This is a genomic window from Pseudomonas sp. AC172 (assembly GCF_979258595.1).
Window position 1 is genome coordinate 6225098 of sequence record NZ_OZ409868.1, and the last position, 25965, is coordinate 6251062.

The 25965-nt window shown below is 53.1% G+C and carries 20 protein-coding genes and 1 other RNA gene; 7 read left to right on the forward strand and 14 right to left on the reverse strand.

The annotated features are described in order from the left end of the window. Nucleotides 1-900 precede the first annotated feature (900 nt). From ACZ0A4_RS28005 to ACZ0A4_RS28025, 5 genes are all read right to left on the reverse strand, one after another. Complete coding sequence (locus ACZ0A4_RS28005) at nucleotides 901-3129, reverse strand: Z1 domain-containing protein (RefSeq protein WP_463577197.1); 2229 nt, start codon at nucleotides 3127-3129, stop codon at nucleotides 901-903. Between the two features lie 2 nt (nucleotides 3130-3131). After that, entirely contained in the window at nucleotides 3132-4715 is a 1584-nt protein-coding gene (locus tag ACZ0A4_RS28010; RefSeq protein ID WP_463577198.1) for an ATP-binding protein, read from the reverse strand. Then, complete coding sequence (locus ACZ0A4_RS28015; RefSeq protein ID WP_463577200.1) at nucleotides 4712-6073, reverse strand: DNA cytosine methyltransferase; 1362 nt, start codon at nucleotides 6071-6073, stop codon at nucleotides 4712-4714. Before ACZ0A4_RS28015 ends, ACZ0A4_RS28010 begins: the two co-directional genes overlap by 4 nt. Before the next feature lie 191 nt (nucleotides 6074-6264). Further along, the gene (locus ACZ0A4_RS28020; RefSeq protein WP_463577202.1) at nucleotides 6265-6711 is read right to left on the reverse strand and encodes a hypothetical protein; all 447 of its coding nucleotides are present in this window, start codon (nucleotides 6709-6711) and stop codon (nucleotides 6265-6267) included. Then, nucleotides 6708-7703, reverse strand: coding sequence for a DUF6731 family protein (locus tag ACZ0A4_RS28025; protein WP_463577204.1), 996 nt, complete (start codon nucleotides 7701-7703; stop codon nucleotides 6708-6710). Before ACZ0A4_RS28025 ends, ACZ0A4_RS28020 begins: the two co-directional genes overlap by 4 nt. Nucleotides 7704-8129: 426 nt before the next feature. Here ACZ0A4_RS28025 and ACZ0A4_RS28030 point away from each other — a divergent pair, with 426 nt between their 5' ends. The 5 genes from ACZ0A4_RS28030 (at nucleotide 8130) to ACZ0A4_RS28050 (ending at nucleotide 12711) form a co-directional block, all read left to right on the forward strand. Beyond that, nucleotides 8130-8666 carry a LasR-specific antiactivator QslA gene (locus ACZ0A4_RS28030; RefSeq protein WP_463577206.1) on the forward strand — a complete coding sequence of 179 codons (537 nt, stop codon included), beginning with the start codon at nucleotides 8130-8132 and terminating at the stop codon, nucleotides 8664-8666. Nucleotides 8667-9734: 1068 nt separating this feature from the next. Continuing rightward, a complete protein-coding gene (locus ACZ0A4_RS28035) occupies nucleotides 9735-11135 on the forward strand; it encodes a YfjI family protein (RefSeq protein ID WP_463577207.1) in 1401 nt (466 codons plus the stop codon). Next, a complete protein-coding gene (locus tag ACZ0A4_RS28040) occupies nucleotides 11128-11481 on the forward strand; it encodes a hypothetical protein (protein ID WP_463577209.1) in 354 nt (117 codons plus the stop codon). The genes ACZ0A4_RS28035 and ACZ0A4_RS28040 overlap by 8 nt, the downstream gene beginning before the upstream one ends. Then, a complete protein-coding gene (locus ACZ0A4_RS28045) occupies nucleotides 11465-12445 on the forward strand; it encodes an integrase domain-containing protein (protein WP_463577210.1) in 981 nt (326 codons plus the stop codon). Before ACZ0A4_RS28040 ends, ACZ0A4_RS28045 begins: the two co-directional genes overlap by 17 nt. Beyond that, nucleotides 12442-12711 (forward strand): hypothetical protein, encoded by a 270-nt coding sequence (locus ACZ0A4_RS28050; protein ID WP_463577212.1) that lies wholly within the window; start codon nucleotides 12442-12444, stop codon nucleotides 12709-12711. Before ACZ0A4_RS28045 ends, ACZ0A4_RS28050 begins: the two co-directional genes overlap by 4 nt. Before the next feature lie 163 nt (nucleotides 12712-12874). Here ACZ0A4_RS28050 and ACZ0A4_RS28055 read toward each other — a convergent pair whose 3' ends face one another. From ACZ0A4_RS28055 to ACZ0A4_RS28090, 8 genes are all read right to left on the reverse strand, one after another. Next, the gene (locus tag ACZ0A4_RS28055) at nucleotides 12875-14131 is read right to left on the reverse strand and encodes an integrase domain-containing protein (protein ID WP_200986606.1); all 1257 of its coding nucleotides are present in this window, start codon (nucleotides 14129-14131) and stop codon (nucleotides 12875-12877) included. Between the two features lie 186 nt (nucleotides 14132-14317). Further along, nucleotides 14318-14706: a transfer-messenger RNA gene (gene ssrA, locus ACZ0A4_RS28060) on the reverse strand. 96 nt (nucleotides 14707-14802) lie between these two features. Beyond that, nucleotides 14803-15081, reverse strand: coding sequence for a hypothetical protein (locus ACZ0A4_RS28065; protein ID WP_463577214.1), 279 nt, complete (start codon nucleotides 15079-15081; stop codon nucleotides 14803-14805). A gap of 130 nt (nucleotides 15082-15211) precedes the next feature. Next, nucleotides 15212-18022, reverse strand: coding sequence for an FAD-binding and (Fe-S)-binding domain-containing protein (locus ACZ0A4_RS28070; RefSeq protein WP_463577216.1), 2811 nt, complete (start codon nucleotides 18020-18022; stop codon nucleotides 15212-15214). After that, nucleotides 18019-18690, reverse strand: coding sequence for a LutC/YkgG family protein (locus ACZ0A4_RS28075; protein WP_463577218.1), 672 nt, complete (start codon nucleotides 18688-18690; stop codon nucleotides 18019-18021). The genes ACZ0A4_RS28070 and ACZ0A4_RS28075 overlap by 4 nt, the downstream gene beginning before the upstream one ends. After that, nucleotides 18690-20144, reverse strand: a complete 1455-nt coding sequence (locus ACZ0A4_RS28080) for a LutB/LldF family L-lactate oxidation iron-sulfur protein (RefSeq protein ID WP_463577220.1) — start codon at nucleotides 20142-20144, stop codon at nucleotides 18690-18692. Before ACZ0A4_RS28080 ends, ACZ0A4_RS28075 begins: the two co-directional genes overlap by 1 nt. Continuing rightward, entirely contained in the window at nucleotides 20141-20965 is an 825-nt protein-coding gene (locus tag ACZ0A4_RS28085) for a (Fe-S)-binding protein (protein ID WP_463577221.1), read from the reverse strand. The genes ACZ0A4_RS28080 and ACZ0A4_RS28085 overlap by 4 nt, the downstream gene beginning before the upstream one ends. A 150-nt stretch (nucleotides 20966-21115) precedes the next feature. Further along, nucleotides 21116-22810 (reverse strand): lactate permease LctP family transporter, encoded by a 1695-nt coding sequence (locus ACZ0A4_RS28090; protein ID WP_463577223.1) that lies wholly within the window; start codon nucleotides 22808-22810, stop codon nucleotides 21116-21118. 262 nt (nucleotides 22811-23072) lie between these two features. Between ACZ0A4_RS28090 and ACZ0A4_RS28095 the strand changes: the two genes are divergently transcribed. Beyond that, a complete protein-coding gene (locus ACZ0A4_RS28095; RefSeq protein WP_463577225.1) occupies nucleotides 23073-23840 on the forward strand; it encodes an FCD domain-containing protein in 768 nt (255 codons plus the stop codon). Between the two features lie 119 nt (nucleotides 23841-23959). On the opposite strand, the gene smpB is transcribed toward ACZ0A4_RS28095, so the two are convergent. Further along, nucleotides 23960-24442, reverse strand: coding sequence for an SsrA-binding protein SmpB (gene smpB / locus ACZ0A4_RS28100; RefSeq protein WP_008088297.1), 483 nt, complete (start codon nucleotides 24440-24442; stop codon nucleotides 23960-23962). 118 nt (nucleotides 24443-24560) lie between these two features. On the opposite strand from smpB, the gene ACZ0A4_RS28105 reads away from it, so the two are divergent. Then, nucleotides 24561-25964: a sodium-dependent transporter gene (locus tag ACZ0A4_RS28105; RefSeq protein ID WP_463577226.1), complete on the forward strand. Its 1404-nt coding sequence runs from the start codon at nucleotides 24561-24563 to the stop codon at nucleotides 25962-25964. The last annotated feature ends 1 nt before the right edge of the window (nucleotide 25965 follow it).

The following is a 25965-nucleotide window of genomic DNA, read 5'->3' on the forward strand; positions in this document are numbered from 1 at the left end:
ATGGGATGCCCTGGGATTAAATGGGAAAACGCGGGCAAGAAAAAAGCCGTAAAGCTTTGATTTCTCAAGGCTTTACGGCTTTTTTGGGTCTTCCTAGGAAGACTAAATGGTGGGCCGGGGTAATTTGAATCGAATTAATAAGCTTTTGATAAATAACATTAATTTCAAAGACGATTTCTGTTTGGAATACCGATTGGAATACTACTTTCAGTCTAATAGTCATGTGAACTATGTGATGGTCGTGCTTCGTGGCTCTTGTTGGGGGTAACGATTACAATCGGTCCACCTTTAAGTAGTGAATTACTGTCAGGGCGCGTGGTCTGCGCCGAACTGTATCGGTGGGACCCCGTGCTGTTTTACGGCCTTGTCGCGTAGTAGTACGCGATTTCAATAACGTGTATCTAACAATAAAATAGAACTCATAGGTATCGATGTGGATTTTAAATGATCTAACGGAATTTGCTTTTGCCTGATTTAACTCTGCTGCAATATATTATTGTCGGGTTTTTATGGGTTTTGTACTAATAGTGTTTACGGTGGACGTAGAGAAACTAGGGAGGCGTCTTCAGGTTGGAGTTGATATGGGTTTATTATTTTAGTGGTAAGCGCTATTTGTAGCGTTTACGGGTGATCTATAATTTTTCATAACTGTTTTATGCTTTTAGTGTCAGAAAAGTATGTGGGTGTCGTCGAGTTAGGTTGTAGTTGGTGTTTTGGACTATGTGAGTGAATTTGATTCAGTTTTAAACATCGGTGTCCGTTCTATAAAACCCAAGGGAGGATTACTCAGAACGTCACCGATTGATATGAAAAATCGCTACATGGCTTAGGACTTCATTTTTCATGGTTGTCTTTGAACAAGCCAAATACAAAGTTAACAGTATAGGTTGTAAGTATTTTTTATGATCTTAACTCTATGACGAGTTCTTTCTTCAGTTTTGGGGGGATATGTAGAGAAAACCAAGTTACATCAAATACGTTTGCGCTAGACGGATCGCCTGCTTTGATCCCCAAGTTGAAACGTCTAAGCTGCAATGTGATTCTATCTTTAAATATATAGCTTTTGTCATTAACTGTATTGGCGCTCAGGCTGAAATACTGGTTTATGGGAGCGTTGAAATCTTCACGAGAATAGCCTCTAGAGTTTTCCCTTGTACGATACTGGGATTCCAAGCCATTCATTAAAAAGACATCAACTGAGGCTTTTGAATTAAGACGTAGGAGCTCTGCCAACGAAACCAAAATGGCACTGTGCAACTCTGCATCACGAGTGTCTTTTACTTTAAGCGTTAGCAGGAAGTCACTTAGAACGTTTAGAAGTGGAACATTTTCAATGACGGTTGTTGTTGAGTTGGTCCGTTGGAATTGGGGGAAGGATGAGCAGTTTGTAGGTGATCCAAAGCTAGAGGACCAATCAGTAACAACTTTATTTAACAAGGTTTTGTTTTCTGATACGGCTTCAGAATCTCGGTGTAACGCTTTGGGATATATCCAGCCATCCACAGATATTTTTCTGGTATCTAGACCTATTACATTTGGCCTCGTGGGTTTCATTAGAGCACTTAAAACAAAATCGCGTCGCCATTCAATAAGTGGGCGGCCTCGGTGCTCCATTAGGGCTGTGCGTACAAACTCCTCATGTTCTACATAGTTTGAAAATGCACGCTTTACATCCGCTTGAACGAAAACACGGCAAAGCCCAAGATAACCTTTCTTATAACCGAAGAAGCGGGCTCTCTGTTGCAGAGTATCTGCTGCTGCCGCATTTCCCAAGGGCCTTGGCATATACGTTATAGCAAGCCCTTCTACAGTATATCCCCTATCAAGCTTTGCACCACCTACTACGATCCAATAAGGAGACAGTTTCCAGTCAATTTTTTTCTCTGCATCTGGAGTGCCGTTAACTTCCACGATCGTAATATCATCAAGTACTTCTTCGATCATTTCTTGCAGGAGATTGCTTAATGGCAGAATTTTTGGGAATGTCGTTTTTAATGAAGAGTACTCAACCTCAAACCTTTTCTCGATCTCTGCGGGAGAATTAGTATAGTTACTTAAAATAGTCCCTTTCAGCGCCTTGAAGGATCTATCTAACCAGGTTTTATAGGCTTTGTGTGAAGCAGTCTGCATCGCAGGATGAACCATCATAGACCGATTTTTGTCTTTTCCCTTGGTTTGCGTAAGGGAATGTTGGGCTGCGATCAGCAAAAAATATCTAAGTGCACTGAGAAGGCTTTTTGGCGATTTATCAAGAACATTATCTTTGTTCGGAACTTCAGTTGCAGGAATGTCTTTGATTAGTGCTGGATTATCTCTGAAAAATGCTTTGCCCCCCGTATAAGCTGGGCCAGGTGTGACTAATTCGGCAAAGGAGGGGTTCAAAATATCGGCATGAGCGAGCAATAGGTTTGCTTGTGGCGTCGCTGTATATTGGAGAAAAGAATGGGAGGCAAACTGACCGCGTATCAAACAAACTCGGTCATATGTAGCGCTTTTTGTATCTTCGTCAACTTGGTTGGTGCGGATTTTAGCCGCATTTGTATTTAGGCTGGCTTGATCGCTTTCATCATCTATGATCAATACAGGTACTCCCTCAAGAGGAAGTTCTTTTAACAAATTACACAGGTTGTCCAAATGATTTATTTGTTTAAGTACCGTAATTAAAGTCGCGCGTTTTATTTTTGGTCTTCTTTTCCATGCGCCAATTTTATCAGATATTTGACTGCTCGCACCTTTTGTAGGATTTGAAAAAAGATGCCAGTTCTCGCCTTCCTCAATTCCTAAGTCTTTTTTCAATCTGTCTTCAGACTGCTCTCTTAGATTGGTCTTGGTTCCCGCAAAAACAATAACCAATCCAAAGCCATTGTCCCTAGCCAAAGAGATAACTGTTTCAAAGGACATAGTCTTACCACTTTGTACATATCCGATGACCAGCCCTGTTTCACTACCCTTCTTGCAGCTTGGCGGTAGGCAACGCCCCAGTATCCTTTTTGCTTCAGCTAAAACTGAATCATCGCCTTGGGTTAAATCGTCATAGCTAGGATTTTGATCCTTTGTTTTATTTCGGAGAAATTCCTCTGTAACTTCTAATACTTGAGGTTCCCACAACAGACCGTGAGCGTTGTCCATAACTAGATTTCCTTGCGTCTAAGGGCGCCTCTCAAGAGGCTATTCAAGTGACAAAGTACTACATGAGGAGGTTCAGATGTTAGATCCTCAGAAAGTACTAGCGAGATACAGACCGCAGTAGCGATGCGTAGAAATAGCTCGATATTTTTGTTATCGGGACCTAAAAACTCAGAAGAGAAGGGATGAGCTAGAGACACATCTATGCTAATGCGCCGTAGTCGAGTCGAATCATTCATATCGTTTTCAGTTTTTGAAAGGCTTAGCCAATCATTGACTGCTGGATCTATCGATGTTCTGAGCGTTATAACCCAATTCCAATCCCCATCGTCGACACAGACTATTTTTTCTGACGCTTGTAATGGGCTTGATTCAAGCTCTAATGGTAGCGGGACAGGCGAGGCCGGTTGTTGCCGCGCTTCGACGATTATAGGGGCGACAGTAGACTCAATATAATCCGCGACAATCTGAGTCGCCTCTATAGCATTCTGTTCTATGGTGTTTTTCGTGGGTAATGCTCGATAGTTTTCGGCTTGAGCTAATAGATCTAGAGGAGCTGCGCTGATCTCATTTTTGAGCAGCTCTAAAAAAATATCTTCGTATTCCTCCCACCGGAAACCATCTTTAGTATGACTGACCTCAAATCCTTCTATATGAAGCTCACCGAAGAGTCTCTGATACGGATAGCTGTTAGTGTTCTTAAAAATAAATGAGGGTCGGTATGTTTCATCATGACTACCTACGATAAGTCTGTTTCGCCTAAATAGCGCAAAGCCAGCTAAAGGGGTTGAACCGATTTTTCGTAGTGCAACGAACCCAGAAACCTTTTGTCCCGCACCGAAGTCTAGGCTAATGTCTTTCTTCCACTCAATCTCCGGGCCGTCTAAATCGGAAATTTGACCTGGAGCAGAGTATTTCTTACTTTTCAAAATTGGCGGTGAAATATAAAGTAACTCTTCTCCGTTGAATCTTATAGTTATATCGCGATTGCGTAAAAAAACTCGGTAAATACTTGTGAGATGCTCCTTGATTTTACCGACGGTTCGTCCCTGCGGAAGATGATGTAAGTTCTGTAAATCGACGACCGTATAATGTGAAGATAAATTTACGGATCTGCTTTCTACTTCAAGTTGTTCAATGTTGTTGGTTATAATGTTTTGAACGTCGAAGTGTATCGATCTTTCTGCTGCATCATTTAAAGCCTTAGTTCTGACGCTCCACTTCTCAGCGAACCAACATGCGGCGCTTTTCATTCCCATCCCGAACTCTGAAAGTCCTCCTTTCATGTCAGGGGCTTGAGCGGTTTTGAATGCACGAGGGAAATCAATAAGGGAAATTCCCGCTGCATTATCTGTAATAATCAAGCTGCCAGGTTTTGTGGTGTTAAGCCGTATATCAACAACTAGTCTATAGGTGGCGTCGTTTTCTTTTAATAAATCATAGTTTGATATCGAGCTTTGAATCGCGTTGTCTATAAATTCGGCAATTGCAAACCATGCTTTATAGTTTAAATGTCGAAGCACAGAAAGTATTGTTACTTCTGGTCGAATTTCAATAGGTGTGATAGCTTTGGTATTGAGGTTGTTCATACGGCTATCAAGTTTTCAGGCTGTTGATTTTGTTTCGGAATGTCCATTATAGTTCGCTCCTTGTTTGACATAAGCAACGCACTTGCAACCGCTTCAACAACTTTCGTATTTACTGCGTTGCCTAGTGCTTTAAAGGCTTGCGTAGAAGTATCCGGAAGAAATCTAAGTTCTTCCATGCTTTGAAGGCGTGCGCACTCTCTAGGAGTCATGTATCGTTTTTCCCACCCAATTATTGGTACTTGGGTTGCCGTCATGGCTATGAGGCTAGGAGCGGTTGTACGTCTTTTCACACGTACACCCGAAGCGCGCATTTGGATAACATATTGCCATATATCCTGAACGCCACCGTGCACGTTCCATTCCAACTTCTGATGACTAGAAGCAAAACTTAGTATTTTGGGGAGCCAGGGATCAATCCAATCTTTATTGTCTTGATAGAACTGTCTATTTTGTCTAATAAATGTTCGCTTCCAGGTTGGAAACCTCATTTGTTCAGTTCTGGCATGACTCGGTATAGCCAGCCATTTTTCATCGATATTATCAAGAAGGTCTAAATCAGCACCATGATTTCCTTTATACCCATTTAAAGCCTTACCTCCTTTGAGGATCCGTAACGAGTAAGGAGTTTCGTTTTCAAACGGGTAGGTCGCCCCCCATTCCATGGACCATAAAGGATATGATGGAAGTCTAACGCTTTCAGGGCATGCCTCAAGAAAGTCATTCCACACGTTAAGGCTGTCTGCTATTCGCGTGGAGAACTTTTTGGCGTCTAGAGGGCTCTTATCAAGTACACTCTCTATCGTGGTTTCTGCGTTTGTTTTTATGGGCCAATGAAAGTCATCTAATGAGTTTTTTGAACCAACAATATAAACACGCTCACGAATTTGAGGTATGCCAAAATTATGAGGAGACAGCTTTGTTGCTTTTACATGATATCCTAAACCGTCAAGCCCTAAAATTTCTTGTATTTTTTCCCAGGTGCGTCCGTCGTCATGCTTAAGCAAGTTGGGAACGTTCTCAAGAATGAAGAAGGTTGGTTTTTTTTCTTTTAAAATTGCTTCAACATCAAAAAATAGGCCGCCTTGCTTTGTGCATTCAAAGCCCAGTTGCTCCCCAGCCTTTGAAAAGGGCTGACATGGAAAACCTGCAGCAAGTAAGTCGTGATCCGGAACGTCTACTGGAGAAATTAGTGTCAGATCACCAGCAGGGCGAATTCCAAAATTTTTCTCGTAAAGATCTTGAAGATGAGACTTCCACTCAGCTGCAAATACGCACTCCCCACCTAGTCGATTTAAGGCGAGGTGAAAGCCACCAAGGCCAGAGAATAAATCGATAAAACGGAAGTTGGACCCTAGCATGATATAAACCCAAGCAAGCGAGGTAAACGCACCAAAAAAAACATCTCCATTGACTCCCGGCTCCGTGGGTATTGCATCATACTGCTAGCTCATTCATTCTGGGATGTCCTAAACTCGCAATATACTATACTCTCAATGGATTTTCACGAAATTTCAGATAATAATAGCTTCCCATTGTCATGTCCGCGCTATTATTTTGCTCCGTATTTCAGTATTAGCATCATCAGCTTGCTCACGCGAAAAAATGTTAGTGCGCAGTAAGATAAAGAAAAAAACCAGATATAATAAAACTGAGAGTTAAGTGTGGTTATGAAAAATCCTACTAAAGAGAGTGCAACAAAAAAAGTTGCGCCAATCATAGCTGCTGCGAAACAGTTCACTAGGTCATGTATATAACCGCTGGATCGCAATCTTGATAGAAGTCCCGCTTCCGGCAAAGTCATTAAGATTGCTTGAGATGTCGCGATAAATCCTGTCAAAATCGCTCCTAAGCTCATAGACGCTGAAAGAAAGGCAGAGCGGTCTTTAGTCTCGTAAGTGAAATCTAGCAATGTTGGAATTTGTGTTGTAAGTATAGCTAATACCAATGATATTAAGGTGGGGTACCATTTGTGAAATAATCTATGTTTGATATTCATGGATTTATCACGGACTGCCAGTCTGCTAGTGCGCGCTCTAACATGTTCCAGCGTTGAGCTTGTGTAATTCTACCTCTTGATTTTTCAGATATGTCAAACGCCTTGGATAATTTTCCTTCAAGTAAGTCAATTGGTTCTGGTCTTTGGGTTCCATCACTCGCTTTCACTTCAGCAGCTTCTAATGCATCACTTCGGGCAAGCTTCTTTAACCATTCAATCATAGGTAGAACACTTAGCCCATTTTCTTCCTTGCGCTTGCGCGTAGAAACTTCAATAGTGATGTAATCGCCATGTATGGGCATCGAAGCCGCAAGCGCGCTCTGAATAGATAGTTTTCCATCCAAGAGGTCCGAGGTTAGAGAAGCAGTAGCTACCTTTACTCTAATCTTTGTAAAGTGCTTCGCTTGTTCTAATCGTGCGAATGCATCTTCTCGCATCTTTACACTTAATTCATAAACGCATGATTGGCTGTCGTTTAGATATATGCTCAGATATTTTTCGATCGCAGAAGCTCTGGCGCCGTTATGATTGTGTTGAACTAGTAACCAGCCTCGACCATCTTGTCCTCTAACAAAAAGAGCAGCTGTGTCTTCAGCAAAAGAATGCCCGTCTGTCAAAGTGATATCTTTAATGTGGGTAGTCCGTCCCCCTTGTCCTGGACCATCCCAGCGAAATTTTCCAAAATCCATTAGCCAGTAAGCTTTTTTATCAGAAGGTTGTTCTATTTGATCGATACGAAGTTCGTAGTCGGTAAAGGGTCTAAGTCTATCTTCAAGTGAGGCAGAGCTTATAGATTCCAGTACTGTTTCAACTTTTAATTTAGCTCGGCGCTCATCAAGTGCAAACAGATGCACGCGAATTGTTTTTTTTGCCATACTGTTTTTCCCTAAACTTATTCGGTCGTGTGCTTTGTTTTCCGCTTGGACCCGCCTTTCCCTTCCTTTGGCACGGTAGCATAAAGCCACTTCTTTGCCATCTCGTTTGTCATTCATCGGCCTGGTGGGCATTCAGATTCATCGAAGAATACGAGCTAGGATGGTTATTTCTAGGATATTGCATGCTTGTGTTGTAGCTGTTTCGCCTTTAGGCTTTATACCGCCACGGTCAATCCCGTGGTCGGGTGTCGCAACCTGAATCGAAACCAAGGCGCGGTATGTGCCATATCGCACAGTCAGCACTTCAAGTGCTAGCTGCTGCTTTTCTATGGCGCACCGTGCAGGGCAGGCTTCGGCCTGGCCGGGTTCCTTGGTTTCCGGTTTGCGACCCCTGTACGGTGTGCCACCCATTCGTGTCGCAACGGTGGATGGCATTCCTTAATCAAACCAAGGAGATAAGGAAAATGACCTGTCCCCCTTTTAAGCTCGCGCGCCGCCCTGGCCGTTTTTTTAGTTCTGCAAACTATCTCGGAGGATTCCGTGATGTTTGATCTCTCGCTTCTCATCGGCCTCCCCAAACCCCACAGCATCGATACCGCGTTGCTTACCCCTCAAGATGCCGCGATTAAACTGCGGCAGGCTGCCACTCTTCGGCTTAATGGAGCGCAGAGTATTCTGCTTCATTTTCCGCAAGACGTTGAGCTGGCGGTAGAATTGTTGGATGACGCGGCAGTGCTGTTCGACAAAGCATTCCGATATCTGTCGGGTATCCCTGCTCAGCGCGTTCATCAAGAGATTGGTGAGTACGTATCTGTCCCTTCCGCTGAAGGCTGTCCCGGTCTTCGAACACCATGGGGCAATGAATTCCGCCCGATGATTGAGGACGGCGTTCGGTGCGCTGAGACCTGGCTCGATGGCTCATCATTGCCGCTGTGGTGGGCACTGGCGCAAAACCGAAAGCATCATCGTCCAGGTGATCCCCAAGAAGCATTTGAAGCAGGTTTTCTGCTGCGGTTGCAGCAGACGTTGATTATGCGACGTGAGGCAGTCACTTCCCAATCAACGAGCTTCGATGCCTGAGTTTGTAATTGACGTTTGAGACTTTGCTTTTCCCGCCAAACCCTCCGATCAAGCGATCTTTGATCGCGCCGATCGGAGGGTTCACTCGCTTTTTCTTGCAGCCACCGCGTTCCCCCCTTTCATTTCAAATTTGATCAGCGCCAGCCTTCTTTTACCCGTCAGTAATTGCTCGTGATCTGTATCGGGCGCAGAGCCGTTTCAGTGTTAAAGCGGATCCTTTCGTTGGGCATGGATATAGGTATGGCGACAACGGCGACAGTGGCGACAACTCGCGTATAACGTGGTCTGGAGCATGGCGACAGAAGTGGCGACAGTCGCCACTTTCTCAGCGCATTGGCGGTGCCGCTTGACCGCCTTTTCGAGTGGGTATAACAATTGGCGCACGGATCGCTGTCGTTGACAGTACCTGCCCAGGTAGCCAGAACCTTTAAGGCTAAGCCACTCGCGTGGTGGTTCTTCCCCAAGTGCGATTAGCGTCCGGCGGCTCGCACGGTCACTCCCAAGAGTGATGGATGCCTACTCGACCAATCTGCCTACTGCGGCAGACGATGGACCTTCCTCACTGCACTGCAGCAACCTCACCTCTTGGCACACTTCGCTGCGCCAATCCGCGCCCGTCTCTTTCTTCTGGAAAGAGACGGGCGCTCGTACCACTGCTGCAAGCCACGTCGTACAGGGCATTGCCGCAACTCTCCTCGTGACAATCGATCTGACAAATCCGATTCGTCGCCATCCGCAACGACACAGGCACCGGTGCCGCAGCCAATGGAAAGGCTGCATCTGACTGACAGTCAGGCATGCCCCAGGTGTCCATGTCGTTGCCTTCTCCTACTCCAGATCTCCAGGTGCCGAACTCGTCAGTCGGCACAGCCTCTACCCGCCCGCATCTTCGGATGCGACTAAGGAGGCCAGACTCATGGGGTTATGCCCTCGCTCCCGGTTGTAAGGAGCCGTGCGTTCCGCGTCAGTGAACACCTCGCAGGCCGCAGGGGCCTTGATCCCTGATAACACTCAACAGTCGTGGCGGGACTACGTGAGGACAACCAGCAATCACCGAGGAGAGGACCCATGCAGCAGTTAGATCCGAAGCTTGAACTATCACGACCGCCTCGACCGTTGATTGAGTCGAACCCCGTACCTCAGCCTTATCCGGTGCAGGCACTGGGTGGGATTCTTGGGCCTGCGGTTGAGCGCATGGCCGAGGTCATCGGCGTGCCCCAAGCACTGGCCGCGCAATCGGTGTTGGCCGCCTCGGCCCTGGCCACTCAAGGTCATGCGGGCTTACAACTCGACGGGAGACATTATCCCCTGTCGTTGTACCTGATCACGGTGGCTGCGTCCGGTGATCGCAAGACCGCGGCAGACCGATCCGCACTGCTGCCAGCGCGCCAATGGGAGCGTGAACAGTGGCAACACTATCGTGAGCAGCTCTTTCGGTACCGTGCCGCACAGCGACAAGCGCAGCGTATCAATCCTGCCGATCCCGCCCCCACAAACAGCGTACCGCTCGAAGCGGAGCCTTCGGCCCCTCGGCTGATCACCACAGACCCGACGATCGAGGCCCTGATCAAGGGGCTCTGCCATGACTTGCCGAGCATGGGGCTGTTCTGTGACGAGGGCGGACAATTCCTTGGCAGCAGCACTATGAGTCGGGACAACCGTTTGAAAGCGGTCACGACCTTGTCGTCACTCTGGGACGGTAGCCCGATTGATCGTGCTCGCTCTATGGCAGGCGAAAGCCTAAGAGCCTATGACCGACGCCTGAGCCTGCACCTGATGCTGCAACCGTTTTTGGCCATGCAGTTACTCAGTGACCCGTTGCTGCAGGGGCAAGGCATTCTCGGGCGCTGCTTGATGACCTGGCCCACCAGCCTAGCCGGGCAACGTAGCTACCAGGCTGTCGACTTGTCCAAAGACGCCGCCCTCAAGCGCTATCATCACCGCCTTTCGGCTCTGTTTTATCAGCCTTGGTCACTTTCCGCTGACGGAGCCTTGCAGCTATCAAAGCTGAGCCTCAGTCCGCTGGCGCGTCGTCGCTGGATTGATTTGCATGATGCTATCGAAGCTCAGCTGGGGGAGTTTGGCGAGCTGGCCAGCGTACGGCCCAGCGGATCAAAGGCCGCAGATAACCTGCTGCGCGTCGCCGGCATTCTTGCAGTTGTGGAGGAGAGCAGCGTCGTGGAGGTCGACCATATCCAACGGGCCTCCGCTTTAGTCGGCTATTACCTCAACGAGATCCAGCGCCTGACTGAGCAGGAGCCGGTGTGTCGAGTAAAAGAGGAGGCAGACCGGCTGCTGCGATGGCTACAGGTCAAAGATTGGAAGCGTTTCAGTATTCGTGAATTGAATCGCAACGGTCCCCGCTTTGCCCGCAAGAGCAGTCGTCATGCCGCCAAGCTGCTGGTCGAGTTGACTGATCATCAGTGGTTGATCACTGATGGCCACACCTTCGAGGTGCGCCATGTTTAATCTTGATGAAGCGCTGCGCAACCATCTGGCTCAGCGTCAAAAGGAGCCTAAAGCGCGACTTGTCGCCGCTACTGTCGCCACTTTGTCGCCACGCTCAAAACCAGGCAGGACAAGGGTTGTCGCCGCTGTCGCCAGTGTCGCCACCACCCATAAAGCTATCGCCTCTACGACAGCCATTATTCAATGGTTGAAAGAGGAGGGTGCGCATCTTTACGTCACCGACAACACGCTGTGTTTTCGCCCGACTGATTGGGCTCAGTTCGCGATTGTAAGTGCGCACTGGCGAGCCCTTTTGCATGATCTCGCGGTAGTCGATCAGGAACAGAAAAATGGCTCGGGTCGGTAAGCGAGCGGGGCGCAATTTCGGCTTCGGTCGCCAGCTTAGCTATGCTGGACCGCAAGCACTGAAAGACCTGTTTGGCGACGGCCATTTTGCTACCGTCAAAGCCCATAGTGATCGCTGGCAGGCGTTCGTGCATTGGTGTCGATCCGATGAAGGACCGAGGGTCAACGACGCGCGCCAGATAGACCGCGAGATCCTCATGCGGTACGCCGTCCACGTGCGGGAGCAGTTTGATCAGGGCAACGTCGGCATTGCCACCGCGCAGAACCGACTGTCCAGCGTGAACCGAACGATGGCGGCGCTACGCGGTGATCAGTACGTCAAAATCCCGAGTCCGAGTAAGGCGCTTTGCCTGCAGCGCTCAAGCGTGCGTAGTGAGGCTCCGCAAGGCCAAGACCGTGCGCAGGTCGAGTTGATCGCGCGGGCTCTGTCAGATCGTCAGCAATCGAGGGTGAGTGCCATTGTGCTCCTCGCCCGTGAGACTGGTATGCGCCTGCGCGAAGCGATCCTGGCCGATCTGCCCCGACTGCAACGTGAGGTTCGGCAACTGGGCAAGATTAACATCCAGGATGGCACCAAAGGTGGTCGATCAGGGGCCTCGGCACCGCGCTGGATTACGGCAACGGATCAAGTTCGCGATGCCCTGGATTGGGCCAGCGCGACCTCACCCAATGGCAGCCGGAATTTGTTGGCGCCCGACGAAAGCTATAAAGACTTTATGCAGGCAGTTGTGCGACCGGCACGGGACATCCTGCATGAGTATGGATTGAAAGGTTTTCATGAGCTGCGGGCGGCCTACGCCTGTGAGCGCTATGAGCAGCTAATCGGCTTTCCTGCACCCGTTAATGGTGGTCGTGTTCATCAAGAGGATCGAGCACTTGATCAGCGAGCCCGTAAGCAGATCAGCCACGAGTTGGGACATAACCGCATCGATGTGGTGAGTGCCTACATCGGAGGTCGGCGATGACCTCTGAGTTCGACATAGCGTTGTTTCTGAGCCCTGTGCTCAAAGGTGCGCATGCCACGCGGCAGCGGCACATCAGGCAAGCAGAAAGGATGCACGAGGTGATTCGTGAACGCTGGGGTTGCGCGACTCCCTGGTCCTGGAGAGAAAAGCACGTGAGATGGTTTCTGGAGCACTATTTACGATGCTCAGCTCCAGCTACCATCTACTACTACGAGTTAACAGCGGGGTTGATCCGCCGTAGAAAGGCAAAAGTCGTGGTTGCCTGATAGACCTTTAAGCGTGAGCCCCTGAGTATGGGAATGCGGAGCCTTCCCATACTCAGGGGCTTGGCTTAAAAGGCGCAGGCATACCAGAGATCTGGCAACTGTCGTCACTCCTTTCGCCCTACACGACACGGATCGTAGCCGGTGGCGCATACCTTTCGGATGTTCAGCGAATCGGTACGACGTTGCGGTCCCTGGTTTGATTGATGGCAGATGCCGACAGGCTTCCAGTGGCTGCCTTCTGAATATGCTCACTCCACCAGGCCATCATCGGACGCCGGCGTTCGATGTAATCCGCCCTGTTGTAGGCGCTACGAACTTCGTCCTTGTCGACATGCGCCAGTGCGACCTCGATCAGTTCCGGATCCCAGCCATGCTCATTCAGGATGGTACTCGCCATCGAGCGCAAGCCGTGGCTGACCAGACGGTCCTGAAAGCCCATGCGCTTCAATGCCATGTTGGCGGTCTGGCTATTGGCATGGGTGCGGGGATTTCTATCTGAGGGGAACACGTACTCTCTGTTACCACTGAGTTGCTTGAGCGTCTCCAGTAACGAAAGTGCCTGATCGGTAAGGGGGATTGTGTGCGGGCGACGCTTTTTCATGCGCTCTGGCGGAATGGTCCAAATGCGCTTTTGGAAGTCGATATCTGCCCATCGTGTGGTGGCTGCTTCGGCAGGGCGGGTCATCGTATGCAACTGCCATTCGATCAAGCAGCGGGTCGTGCGTTTGATGCTGGCATTCGCGATTTCCATCATGAGCTCGGGAAGCTCCTCAGGTGGTAGCGCAGCCATGTTCTCTTTCTTGGGTTTCTTGAACACCGCCCGAATTCCATTGAGGGGGTTCGCAAATATCAGCCCGGAGTTGACCCCGTAGGTCATGATCTCGTTGAGTCGTTGGCTCAATCGTTTCACGGTTTCGAGGCTCCCTTTGGCCTCGATTGGGCGAAGGATCTTGATAACCATCGGAGCAGTGATTTGAGAGAGCGGCGTTGTTTTCATGCTTGGGAAAACATGAAGCGTCAGCGATCTCCAAATGTCTTCGGCGTAGGCTTTGGTTACGGAGTCTTTCTTCAGCTCGAACCAGGCAGTGGCCACCTTCTCGAAAGTGTGTTCAGTCTCAGCAAGTTTGGCTTGCCTTGCCTCATCGCGCTGGGTTTTGGGATCAGTGCCCAAAGCGAGCAACTCACGCGCCTCTGCGGCTTTCTTCCGGGCGTTGGCTAGCGAGAGATCGGGGTATGGACCAAGTGCCATGTTGATACGGCTTCTGGTCAACGGCTCGCGGTAATTGAAATTCCACATCATTGAGCCGCTCGCGCGTACTCGAAGCTGTAAGCCATCGCCGTCGCTGAGGACGAAGTCTTTACCAGTTGCCTTGACTGCCTTGAGCTGGCGATCGGAGAGGCGGGTTGCGTTAGTAGGCATGGGGGCTACCTCCAGCACCGTTTTGGTATCCTGAAAATAGCATTTGGTGGTCCGGGATACCACCTGGGATACCAAAGCGCCTGGAACTCAGAAACTCTCCAAAGACCCCAAAGGCGCCGAAACCCTTGTATTCATTGGATTTCAGGCACAAAAAAAGACGTCCGTGGACGTCTTTAGATGATGAAGTGGTGGAGCCGGGGGGATTTGAACCCCCGTCCGCCAGTACTCCGCTGTCGGTACTACATGCGTAGCCGTTTCTATTAAGTTAACCCTCAGCGACCCGAAGGGCAGGGTGCTTTGGGCGAGTTGTGTAAGTTTTAGCCGCTTCGTCCACAACGTACTGCACGGCGATTCTGTTCTATATGACAATCATTTTGGGTTTACAGACATCCCCTGATGATTGCTGGACCCGAAGGTACCAGGAGCATTGTCAGCTGCAATTAAGCAGCGAGAGCAACACCGTATTGGTCGTCATTGGCAACTATAAGTAGTTGCAACAGTGGATTTACGACTTCTGTTACCAAGTCGGCATGCACCTAGAGTTTCGCAACCGGCGTCGAATCCTAAACGGCCCCGAACTCATTGCTCAGTACATCTGTTTGAGCAACAAGCCTGCGCAGTGTACGCCAATCGGCCCACAAGGCCAACCCGAAGGTTGGCCGGGACGCTGATCAGTTGTTGGTACCGGTGGATTTGCGCAGTTCCACGATGGTTTGCGAGGTTTCCGCAATGCAATCGTCGATTTTGCCTTGAGCCTTGAGCGCCTTGGCCTTGGCCACACTGGTTTCAGCGCGCTGAGTCAGTTCCGGATTCGCTGACAATTGCCCCTTGGCATTCTCAATGGTCTGAATATTGGCATCGCACAGGTCCGCAGGTTTATCCGCAGCAAACGAAGTGGACGCCATCATCGATGCAGTAACGAACAGACCTAACAGTACAGAACGTTTCATGTGTATCTCCTTGAACCGAGTGGGTCCAGACGTCGCTGGCCGTCAGGACGGGCAACCGAATGGATGAAAAACCCCGATCAGCCGGGGTTAATCTGTTGACTACAGTCGAACTCAAGGGTTCTATTTTTCTTCAGCAGGCCTTCGCCCGGGTCACGCGATCCACCAGATAGACCAGCCCGTGGTAGTCAATTCCACCGTGTTGCGTCAGACCGATCTCACAGGTGCGGCTGGTGGAAATCCCCTCGCTGCAATGCTGCACCGCATCCTTGAGCGTGCGCAGCGAGTGGCTGTTCAGCTCCGGCGTGGTGAAGCCTTTGTCGCCGGCAAACCCACAGCAGTGAATGCCTTCCGGAATCACCACGGTGTTGCTGCACTTGCGCGCCAGATCAATCAACGCCTGGCTTTCGCCCAGATGTTGTGTGCTGCAGGTCACGTGTACGGCAATCGGTGCGTCTTGTGGCGTGAAGTCCAGTCGATCAAGAAGGTGCGTACGGATGAAGCGCACCGGGTCGTACAGATCCAGACGAACTTCTCCTACATCCTGCACCAGCCGCAACGTGCACGGACTGGTGTCGCAGTAAATCGGATCGAGCCCGCCGCGACTGGCGTGGAGCAATGCGCTGATCAGTTCCTGACGCTTGTGCTCTGCTTGCTCGGCGTAGCCTTTGGAGGCGAAGGGCTGACCGCAGCAAAGGTTGTCCTGATTGTCCGGGAAGACCACTTGGTAACCGGCCTTTTCCAGCAAACCACGGGTTTTGTCGTACAGCGATATCTGCTCTTTATCAGCCGCCGCCGGGCCCATGACCCGCGACACACAAGCCGCTAGATAGACAACGCGCGGGCGTTCGTCTGACACGCTTGGGCTGAAGCGAATGGCCTTCTCCGGTTGCGGCATCGCATTCGTCCACAGCGGCACCTGGCCTTTGGACAGCCGCGTAATCGTTGCCGAAAGTTTCGCCAGACGCGGCGCCCCGAGCATCATCCGCGCACCGTTGGCCACGTGCAGCGTGAAGCGAGCGCCCTGCAGAGTCTTGGCGAAATTTCCTTCAATCCAGTCAGCGGTTTTCTGATGCGTCGCGTGTCGGCCACGGAGCTTTTTCACAAGCTCGCCGGTATTGATACCTACAGGGCAACGCTGCGCGCACAGACCGGTGGCGGCGCAGGTTTCGATGCCTTGGTATTCGTAGGCTTTTTCCAGTTCGGTGGTGTCGACTCCTGCACGTTTTTTCGCCTGAATATCGCGCCAGATCACGATGCGCTGGCGCGGGCTCAGGGTCAGTCCTTTCGACGGGCAAACCGGCTCGCAGAAACCGCACTCAATGCACTTATCGACAATCTCGTCGGCCGCTGGCAGCGGTTTCAGGTGTTTGAGGTGGATCTGCGGATCTTCACTGAGCACCACGTCCGGGTTGAGAATGCCATTTGGGTCGAGCAGACGTTTGAGCTGCCACATCAGTTGATAGGCGTCGCTGCCCCATTCCAGTTCCACGAACGGCGCCATGTTGCGACCGGTGCCGTGTTCGGCTTTCAGCGAGCCACCGAATTCCACCGCGACCAGTTGCGCGACGTCGTCCATGAACGCTTGATAGCGTGCGACTTCTTCCGGGTTGTTGAAGCCTTGGGTGAAGACGAAGTGCAGATTGCCTTCCAGCGCGTGTCCGAAAAGGATCGCTTCGTCGTAGGCATGTTTGTCGAACAGCTCGATCAAGCGGTTTACGCCGATGGCCAGTTGTTCGACCGGGAAGGTCACGTCTTCGATGATCACCGTGGTGCCGGTTTTGCGTACGGCGCCGACAGCGGGGAAGGTGTCCTTGCGAATGGCCCAGAGCTTGGCGTTCTCGGCAGGATCTTCGGTGAAGTCGACCTGCTTTTCCACCGGGAAACCGCTGAGTGACGCCATGATCTGCGCCAGTTGCTCATGCAGAAGTGCGGAAGTTGCCGCGCGGGATTCGATCAACAGGGCGCAGGCATTGTTCGACAGTTGTTGTACGAAAGCGGGCATGCCCGGTTTGTCTTGCACCGACCGCAGGCTGCGCCGATCCAGCAGCTCTACGGCGGACACCGGTTGGCTTTTCAGTACGGTGACCGCGTTGCAGCAGGTTTCCACATCCGGAAACACGATCAGCGCCGAGGCTTTGTTCGGGTGATCGATCACGGTGTCGTAAGTCACCGAGCTGATGAAGCCGAGGGTGCCTTCGGAGCCGACCAGCAAGTGGCTCAAGATATCCACAGGCTCATCGAAATCCACCAAGGCATTCAGCGACAGGCCGGTGGTATTTTTCAGACGGTATTTGTGGCGGATTCGTGCAGCGAGTTCGGCATTGGCGCGGGTCTCGCGACCTAAAGTCGCCAAGCGCTCAAGCAGATCGCCGTGGCTGGCGTGGAATGCCGCGACATTGCCAGCGTCCTCGGTATCCAGACGTGTGCCATCGGCCAGCACCAGGCGAATACCGGCCAGCGTGTGATAGGTATTTTGCGCTGTACCGCAGCACATGCCGCTGGCGTTGTTGGCAACGATGCCGCCGATCTTGCAGGCGTTGATCGACGCCGGATCCGGGCCGATCTTGCGCCCAAACGGTGCGAGCCACGCGTTGGCCTGTGCGCCGATCACGCCGGGTTGCAGGCGGATTTGCGTACCTTGGCCACGAATCTCGCGGGCGTTCCAGTTATCCCCAAGCACGATCAAAACGGAATCACTGATTGCCTGACCGGAGAGGCTGGTGCCCGCCGCACGGAAGGTCACCGGAACGTGGTCACGCTGAGCCAGTTTCAAAAGCGCCACAACTTCATCTTCGGATTCGACACGAATCACCAGTTTCGGAATCAGTCGATAAAAACTGGCATCCGTACCAAAGGCCAGGGTCGATAACGGGTCATCAAAACGGCGCTCGGCCGGAATCAGTTGTTGCGCATCACGCAGGAAATTCACCGGAAGCGTCATTGGTCCTCCAGGATCAGCACCACCAGGTCTTTCGGGCCATGGGCGCCGTAAGCCAGCACTTGCTCGATGTCGGCAGTTTTCGACGGGCCGGACACCAGCAACGCGTTGGTCGGCATGCCTTGGGCCCACTCGAATTCCTCTTGCACCTGATAGAAGTTGTCGCGGATTTCGCTGGCCTTGAGCAGGGCGAAATGCACCGGCGGCACCAGGCTCATCAAACGCGGTTCTTCGCGGGTTGGCCACAGAATCAGACTGCCGGTGGCGGCAATGGCGCCGAGGGTGCCGGTGAGACTGGCGGGCGTGTCGTTGAACAGTTCGGCTTTCCACTCTTCCATCGGACGGTCGTAAGACTTCAGCGTCGGAAAATCAGGATTGTTCGCCCAGTGCTGTGTGATTTTTTGCCCATGCGCTGTTGTCGGTGCGATCAACAAGCTCGGCAACTGACGATCACGTAACAATTGCGCAAGCAGCGCCGGCCACTCTTCGCCCGAAGTCAGGTGGATTTCGGTGTGCACCGCTTCCATCAGTTTGCGCAGTTGCGGAATGCGTTGTTCGGCAGTGTAGGTGTAGGGCCGCGTCACCAGATCGACATCGAAGTCGTCGGCAATCGGCATGGTGCCTGTCAGACTTTTCCGCAGTTTGCCGAGGATATTTTGCTTGGCGCTCATCAGCGGTCTCCCTGTTTGGCCAGATGGTCGCGGGCCATGTCGTGCAGTGAGCGAGCGGCGGGTTTTGGCGCGCTGTGGTTCTGTGTCCACGGGCCGACGTTGCTCGGGGTCAGTGCGCGCAAGCGCGTGGCGAAGAAACCGAACAATCGATACAAGGTTGGCGAGCTGTTGAGTTTGGCCCAGGCATTCCAGATAAAGCGTTCCTTGCGCGAATATTTGCTGCCCTGGCCGCGCATCACTTGATTCGGGCTGTCCGGGGCTTTGACGTTTTCTTCGCGCAGGCGCCGGAGGATCGCCGGGATCGGAATTTTTACCGGGCAGACTTCACCGCAAGCGCCGCACAGCGATGACGCGCTAGGGTGATCCGGAACCTTGGCCAGGCCAACCATGTGCGGTGTGATGATTTTGCCGATGGGCCCTGGATACACCTCGCCATAGGTGTGGCCACCGACGCGGGTGTACACCGGGCAATGATTCATGCAGGCGCCGCAGCGGATGCAGTTCAGGGTCTGGCGCAATTCGCTGTCGGCGAAAGCCTGGCTGCGACCGTTGTCGAGCAACACCAGATGCACTTCCTGCGGGCCGTCGAGTTCATGCTCCTTGCGCGGGCCGGAGATCATGTTGACGTAGGTGGTGATCGGAATACCCAGCGCCGAGCGCGTCAGCAGTGACAGCAGCGGCACCACGTCACGCAGGTTTTCGACAACCTTTTCGATCCCGGTGACGGCGATGTGCACTGGCGGCACGGTGGTGGTCATGCGGCCGTTGCCTTCGTTTTCCACCAGCAGCAGGGTGCCGGTTTCGGCCACGGCGAAGTTGACACCGGAGACGCCGATGTCCGCTTCGAAGAATTTCTGCCGCAGGACTCTGCGACCGATCTGAATGAGTTGGTCAACGTCCTTGGTGTATTCCACGCCAAGTTTGTCGTGGAACAAGGACGCGACCTGACCGGCATTCTTGTGGATCGCCGGCATAATGATGTGTGAAGGCTTCTCGTGGTCGAGCTGGACGATGTATTCCCCCATATCGGACTCCAGACATTCAATGTCCCGAGCCTCGAGGAAATGGTTCATCTCCATCTCTTCGCTGACCATCGATTTGCCCTTGATCACTTGCCGCGCCTCGTGAGCGCGGATGATCGATAAGACGATGCCATTGGCCTCGTCCACCGTTTCCGCCCAGTGCACTGTCACACCGTTGCGGGTCAGGTTTGTTTCCAGGTGCTCGAGCAGGTCGGGCAACTTGGACAGCGCGCGGGCCTTGATCGAATTGCCCAGTGCGCGCAAATGCTCTCTTTCATGGGGATCACTGAAAGCGGCTGCCCGCTTGACCATCAGTGAATCCATGGCAGTGCGGAAGTTGTTCCGTAGCTGCTGATCACCCAAGGCGTTGTGCGCCCGGGTGCGGAAATCTTCTTCTACGGCGACCGTAGGAATAATCGCGGAAGTGCTCATTGCGCACCCCCGGTTCGTTGCCACAAGAAGCTGGCGAGATGTTGCCCGCGCAGCGCTTCTTTTTGTTTCTCCAGTGCGCCGTTGATGTTCATCAAACAGCCACAATCGGCGCTCAAGACCTTATGCGCGCCGGAATCCTTCAACGCTTTGGTCTTGTCAGCCACCATCGCGCCGGAAATGTCTGGCATACGGACGCTGAATGTCCCACCGAAGCCACAGCATTCGCTTTCGTGGTCGTGGTTGACCCGTTCCACGTTGCTCAACTGCGCCAATAACTCGCGGCCGTGCAGGTGAGTGTTCATCTCGCGGCGTGCTGAACACGAAGTGTGCAGCGCGACTTTGACCGGCTCGCCGCTGTCCTTGAGCTGCACCTTGCAGACGAACAGCAGAAACTCGGCCAGTTCATAGGTACGAGCCGCGAGGGCCTGAACCTGTTTCAACGTTTCCGGCTCGTCCCTGAACAAGTCGGCGTAATGCTCGCGCAGCATGCCGGCGCAGGAACCCGATGGCACCACCACTGGATAATCCCCGGCAAACAGCGCCAGTTGCGAGCGCGCTACCGTCCGCGCCTGCTCGGTGTAACCCGAGGTATAGGCCGGTTGGCCGCAGCAGCTCTGTCCTTGCGGGTACTCGACCCGAATCCCTTCGCGCTCCAGCAAGTGGATCGCGTCCATCCCGGCTTCGGGGTAGAACAGATCGACCACACACGTGCCGAACAGATAGACCCGCGACGGTTTCTCGTTGGGGTATTGCCGAGGTTCGGGCAGTGGCGGTGCCACACGGGTCGCGTTCGGCACGGCGTTGTAAAAAAGCTCGCTCATCAGGCGTGTCTCCGGGTGGGCCCGGTTATCCGTCTGTTGCGGCTGCTGAATATAGAGAGCATTGCTTTCAGCAGCCTTACAGACCGGGTTGTGAATTGCTGACGCCGAAATCACGGATCGGCGTCGGTTATTTCTATTTCGCGTGTAGGTTTAGTGGACCAGCATGCCGGTGAACCAGTAGGCCTGGGCCAAGGTGATCAGACCGACAATCGTTGCAAAGAATAGGCTGTGCTTGAGGGTGAAGCGGAACAGATCCGATTCTTTGCCCACCAGCCCGGTCGCGGCACAAGCCACGGCGATCGATTGTGGCGAGATCATCTTGCCGGTCACGCCGCCGCTGGTATTGGCCGCCACCAGCAGAGTGTCGTTGACCCCGATCTGGTGCGCGGTGGTCGCCTGCAGCGAACTGAACAGAGCGTTGGACGAAGTATCAGAGCCAGTCAGGAACACGCCGAGCCAGCCGAGGAACGGCGAGAAGAACGGGAATGCTACGCCCGTACCGGCCAATACCAGAGCCATTGTCGAAGACATGCCGGAGTAGTTGGTGACGAAAGCGAACGCCAAGACCATGCCGATCGACAGGATTGGCCAGCGCAGTTCGTAGAAGGTCTCTTTCAAAGTGGTAAGACCAGTTTTGAAGTTGATCTTCAGCACCAGCATCGAGATCAGCGCGGAGAAGAAAATCGCCGTGCCGGTCGCGGAAATCGGGTCGAGTTTGAACACGGCCGGAATCGCTGTTGGAGCAGCCACGATCGGCGCGGTTTTGATCACCAGTTGATCAAGGTGCGGAATCGCGAAGTTGAACACCCAGCTGTACATCGAACCGCCAGCGGCGAACATCGCTTTGAAAGGCTTCAGCGTCCAGATGGTCACCAGTACGGTGAGGATCAGGAACGGCGACCACGCTTTGAAAATTTCCCCAAGGCTGTAAGGCGAAGCCACAGTAGTGCGTTTCTGACCGAAACCGCCGACGCTGGCGGTAATTGCTGCGCTGGAAGTGGCGCCAGCGATTTGCGCGCCGGCGGTGCGCTTCGGCTGCCAGACTTTCAGGAACAGGGTCAGGGAAATCAGGCTGGCCAAGGCCGAGGTGATGTCCGGCAACTCTGGGCCGATGAAGTTGGATGTGAAGTATTGAGTGACGGCGAAGCTCAGGCCCGCGACCAATGCAGCCGGCCAGGTTTCACGTACACCGCGCAGGCCGTCCATCATGAACACCAGCCAGAACGGCACGAACAGCGACAGCAACGGCAATTGCCGACCGGTCATGGCGCCGATTTTGAACGCGTCAATCCCGGTGACTTGGCCGGCAACGATGATCGGAATCCCCAGTGCGCCGAACGCGACCGGCGCGGTGTTGGCGATCAGGCACAGGCCGGCGGCATACAGCGGGTTGAAGCCCAGTCCGACAAGTAGCGCGGCAGTAATCGCCACGGGCGCGCCGAAACCGGCAGCACCTTCCAGAAATGCACCGAAGCAGAAACCGATCAGCAGCACTTGCAGGCGCTGGTCGTCAGTAATCGATAACACCGAACTGCGAATGACCTCGAACTGACCACTTTTGACCGTCAGTTTGTAGAGGAACACCGCCGCGACAATGATCCAGGCAATCGGCCACAGACCATAGGCGAAACCATAACCGGCGGCGGCGAAGGCCATGTCGACCGGCATCTGGAACGCGAAGATCGCTACGGCAATCGATAGGGCGAGGGTGATGCTCCCGGCCACATGGCCTTTGAGGCGGAATACCGCCAATGCGAGGAAAAAGAACACGATGGGGATGACGGCCGCGAGTGCGGACACGCCGAGACTGCCGAGCGGGCTGTAGAGCTGTTGCCAGGTTTGCATATGGGGTGGCCCCTAATTGTTGTTGGTCAGGCACTGTCAGCGTTCTTGGGTAATTGGTAATACCAATTTACAATCGCTGTTGGCTAGGGTAAAAGCCTTGATGTCGGTGTGTCAATTTGTCGCCCTGAAACTTTCGTCGAACAAGCGGTGCAGAGCGCATCTGATCCGGTTTCGGCAAGTGGCGTCTGGTAGGTGTCGACAAGGCGCCGATAGGCCAGAATAGAGAGCCCGGCGAGCGGTCGGGATCGTGGAGAAATGAGTTATGGGGTTTGATCAGATACGTCAGCGCCGTTTGTCTGACGATATTGTCGAGCGACTCGAGGGGATGATCCTTGAGGGCACGCTGAAGTCTGGTGAGCGGCTTCCGGCGGAGCGCACGCTGGCCGAGCAATTTGGCGTATCACGGCCGTCGCTGCGCGAAGCGATTCAGAAACTGGCGGCGAAAGGGCTGCTGGTCAGTCGCCAGGGTGGCGGCAATTTTGTGGTGGAGAGCCTGGGCTCGACGTTCAGTGATCCGCTGCTGCAGTTGCTCGAAAGCAATCCTGAAGCACAGCGTGATTTGCTCGAGTTTCGGCACACTCTGGAGGCGTCGTGCGCCTATTACGCAGCATTGCGCGCGACGGACGTTGATCGCGAGCGGCTGACGGCGGCGTTCGAAGAGTTGCAGGATTGCTATTCGCGCCACGACGAAGTCAGTCGGGCGGAAGAGGGCGCGGCGGATGCGAAATTCCATCTGGCGATTGCCGAAGCCAGTCATAACGCAGTGTTGCTGCACACCATTCGCGGGCTGTTCGATCTGCTCAAACGCAACGTGGTGACCAACATCGGCGGCATGTACAAGCAGCGCACGGAAACCCGCGACATGCTGATCACTCAGCATCGGGAATTGTATCTGGCGATTATCGAAGGTCGCGCGGAGCAAGCGCGTGAGGTTTCCAGCCGACATATTTTGTATGTGCAGGAAGTGCTGGAAGAGGTGCGGCAAGAGGTTCAGCGCATGGCTCGGGCGGAACGGCGCAAGGGGATGTGATCAGTTATTTCTGTGTTGATGCTGCAATAGCTTTCGCGAGCAGGCTCGCTCCTACAATTGGAATGCATTTCAATGTGGGAGCGAGCCTGATCGCGAATACGCTCTAAAGGCAGAAAAAATTAATCTTCCTTGCCCTTGTTGCGCACAGCACGCTGCAATTCACGACCGGCATCGCGTTCACGCTCGGTGTCACGCTTGTCGTATTCCTTCTTGCCCTTGCCCAGAGCAATCTCGCACTTGACCATGTGCTTGCTCCAGTACCAGGACAGGCAGACGCAGGCGTAACCCTTTTGCTGCACCATCGCTGCAAGCTTTTCCAGCTCGCGGCGGTTGAGCAGCAATTTGCGTGTGCGCACCGGGTCAGCGATGACGTGGGTGCTTGCGGTCATCAGAGGCGTGATGTGGCTGCCGAGCAACCACGCCTCGCCATCCTTGAGCAGGACATAGCTGTCGACCAGCTGTAGCTTGCTTGCCCGCAGACTTTTTACTTCCCAGCCGGCCAGGACCAGACCAGCCTCGAACTTATGCTCGATGAAGTAATCGTGTCGCGCCTTTTTGTTCTGCGCGATGGTCCCTGTTGGGTGTTTCTTCTGTTTAGCCATAGGGGCGGCATTATATGGAGATAAACGGCTGTCGGCTACGGTGATGCTGCGTGCTTGAGCAGGTTGAGTGAATCCCGGACAATGCGGCCTCTTTTCTAACGCTTGGGCGTGATAAACGATGTCGACAGACAAGGTTTCTGTCCACGGCAGTTGGGCTAGCCGCTGGGTATTCATACTCGCCGCGACCGGTTCGGCCGTGGGACTGGGTAGTATCTGGAAGTTCCCCTACATGGTCGGGGTCTACGGCGGCGGTGCGTTTGTACTGATGTTTCTGGCGTGCATCGCGCTGATCGGTGTCCCGGTCATGCTCGCTGAAACCCTGATTGGCCGGCGCGCCCGGCAAAGTCCGGCGAACGCTTTGAAGGTGCTGGCGCTGGAAGCCGGGCATTCGGGCAAGTGGTCGTGGGGCGCGTTTGCCGGGATGATCACGGCATTGTTGATCCTGTCTTTCTATAGTGTGGTCGGCGGCTGGTCGCTGGACTACATCGTCGATATGGGGCGCGGCGACTTCCAGGGCGCCACGGCCGATCAGGTCGGCGCTTATTTCGGCAATGTCATCTCCAATCCATGGCGCCTGACACTTTGGCACACGATTTTCATGCTGCTGTCGGCCTTCGTCATCGCCAAAGGCGTAGTCGCCGGGCTTGAGCGCAGCTTGCGCATCATGATGCCGCTGCTGTTCGTGATGATCCTGGTATTGCTGGGTTACAGCATGACCACCGGGCACTTCATGGAGGGCGTGCATTTCATGTTCGACTTCCACCCGGAAAAAGTCCTCGACGGCTTGTTGCCGGCGATGGGGCATGCGTTCTTCTCGCTGAGTGTCGGTGTCGGCTCGATCATGATCTACGGCGCTTATATGCCGAAGAGTTCGTCGTTGTCGGGCACCGTTGTTGGCGTGGCACTGCTCGATACCTTTGTGTCGCTGGTCGCCGGGCTGGCTCTGTTCCCGATTGTATTCGCCGGCGGCCTGAACCCTAGCGAAGGGCCGGGGCTGATGTTCGTCAGTCTGCCATTTGCCTTTGGTAACGTGGCGTTCGGTCAGTTGATGGGTGTGGTGTTCTTTGTTCTTGTGGCGATCGCTGCCTGGAGTTCGGCGATTTCCTTGCTGGAACCGATGGTTGCCTATCTGGTTGAGCGCACGAAAGTCAGCCGCGCGTGGGTGACGTTCTGGCTTGCCTTCACTTGCTGGTTCGTCGGTCTGGGCACGGTGTTCTCCTTCAATATCTGGAAGGAAGCCAAATTTTTCGTGAACGAAGGTGGGATGTTCCACCTCTACCAATGGGGTGCGCAGAGCGGTCTGGACTTCTTTGGCGTGATCGATTTCTTCACTTCGCGGATCATGTTGCCCCTCGGTGGCCTGTGTTTTGTGCTGTTTGCCGGATGGGTGATGGGGCGTGAAGCGGTACGCGACGAGTTGTCTATCCGCAATCCGCTACTGTTCGGCCTGTCTTTGTTCTTGATGCGCTACGTGGCGCCCATCGGCATTCTTGTAGTGTTTGCCGCTCAGCTCTGGAAGTAAC

Bases quoted from the DNA above. Each gene is read 5' to 3' on its own strand.
- ACZ0A4_RS28095 (WP_463577225.1), top strand. From the start codon at position 23,073: ATGGGGTTTGATCAGATACGTCAGCGCCGTTTGTCTGACGATATTGTC.
- ACZ0A4_RS28015 (WP_463577200.1), bottom strand. From the start codon at position 6,073: ATGCTAGGGTCCAACTTCCGTTTTATCGATTTATTCTCTGGCCTTGGT.
- ACZ0A4_RS28085 (WP_463577221.1), bottom strand. From the start codon at position 20,965: ATGAGCGAGCTTTTTTACAACGCCGTGCCGAACGCGACCCGTGTGGCA.
- ACZ0A4_RS28105 (WP_463577226.1), top strand. From the start codon at position 24,561: ATGTCGACAGACAAGGTTTCTGTCCACGGCAGTTGGGCTAGCCGCTGG.
- smpB (WP_008088297.1), bottom strand. From the start codon at position 24,442: ATGGCTAAACAGAAGAAACACCCAACAGGGACCATCGCGCAGAACAAA.
- ACZ0A4_RS28025 (WP_463577204.1), bottom strand. From the start codon at position 7,703: ATGAATGACAAACGAGATGGCAAAGAAGTGGCTTTATGCTACCGTGCC.
- ACZ0A4_RS28005 (WP_463577197.1), bottom strand. From the start codon at position 3,129: ATGGACAACGCTCACGGTCTGTTGTGGGAACCTCAAGTATTAGAAGTT.
- ACZ0A4_RS28090 (WP_463577223.1), bottom strand. From the start codon at position 22,810: ATGCAAACCTGGCAACAGCTCTACAGCCCGCTCGGCAGTCTCGGCGTG.
- ACZ0A4_RS28065 (WP_463577214.1), bottom strand. From the start codon at position 15,081: ATGAAACGTTCTGTACTGTTAGGTCTGTTCGTTACTGCATCGATGATG.
- ACZ0A4_RS28040 (WP_463577209.1), top strand. From the start codon at position 11,128: ATGTTTAATCTTGATGAAGCGCTGCGCAACCATCTGGCTCAGCGTCAA.
- ACZ0A4_RS28080 (WP_463577220.1), bottom strand. From the start codon at position 20,144: ATGAGCACTTCCGCGATTATTCCTACGGTCGCCGTAGAAGAAGATTTC.
- ACZ0A4_RS28055 (WP_200986606.1), bottom strand. From the start codon at position 14,131: ATGCCTACTAACGCAACCCGCCTCTCCGATCGCCAGCTCAAGGCAGTC.
- ACZ0A4_RS28045 (WP_463577210.1), top strand. From the start codon at position 11,465: ATGGCTCGGGTCGGTAAGCGAGCGGGGCGCAATTTCGGCTTCGGTCGC.
- ACZ0A4_RS28035 (WP_463577207.1), top strand. From the start codon at position 9,735: ATGCAGCAGTTAGATCCGAAGCTTGAACTATCACGACCGCCTCGACCG.
- ACZ0A4_RS28050 (WP_463577212.1), top strand. From the start codon at position 12,442: ATGACCTCTGAGTTCGACATAGCGTTGTTTCTGAGCCCTGTGCTCAAA.
- ACZ0A4_RS28070 (WP_463577216.1), bottom strand. From the start codon at position 18,022: ATGACGCTTCCGGTGAATTTCCTGCGTGATGCGCAACAACTGATTCCG.
- ACZ0A4_RS28010 (WP_463577198.1), bottom strand. From the start codon at position 4,715: ATGAACAACCTCAATACCAAAGCTATCACACCTATTGAAATTCGACCA.
- ACZ0A4_RS28020 (WP_463577202.1), bottom strand. From the start codon at position 6,711: ATGAATATCAAACATAGATTATTTCACAAATGGTACCCCACCTTAATA.
- ACZ0A4_RS28075 (WP_463577218.1), bottom strand. From the start codon at position 18,690: ATGAGCGCCAAGCAAAATATCCTCGGCAAACTGCGGAAAAGTCTGACA.
- ACZ0A4_RS28030 (WP_463577206.1), top strand. From the start codon at position 8,130: ATGTTTGATCTCTCGCTTCTCATCGGCCTCCCCAAACCCCACAGCATC.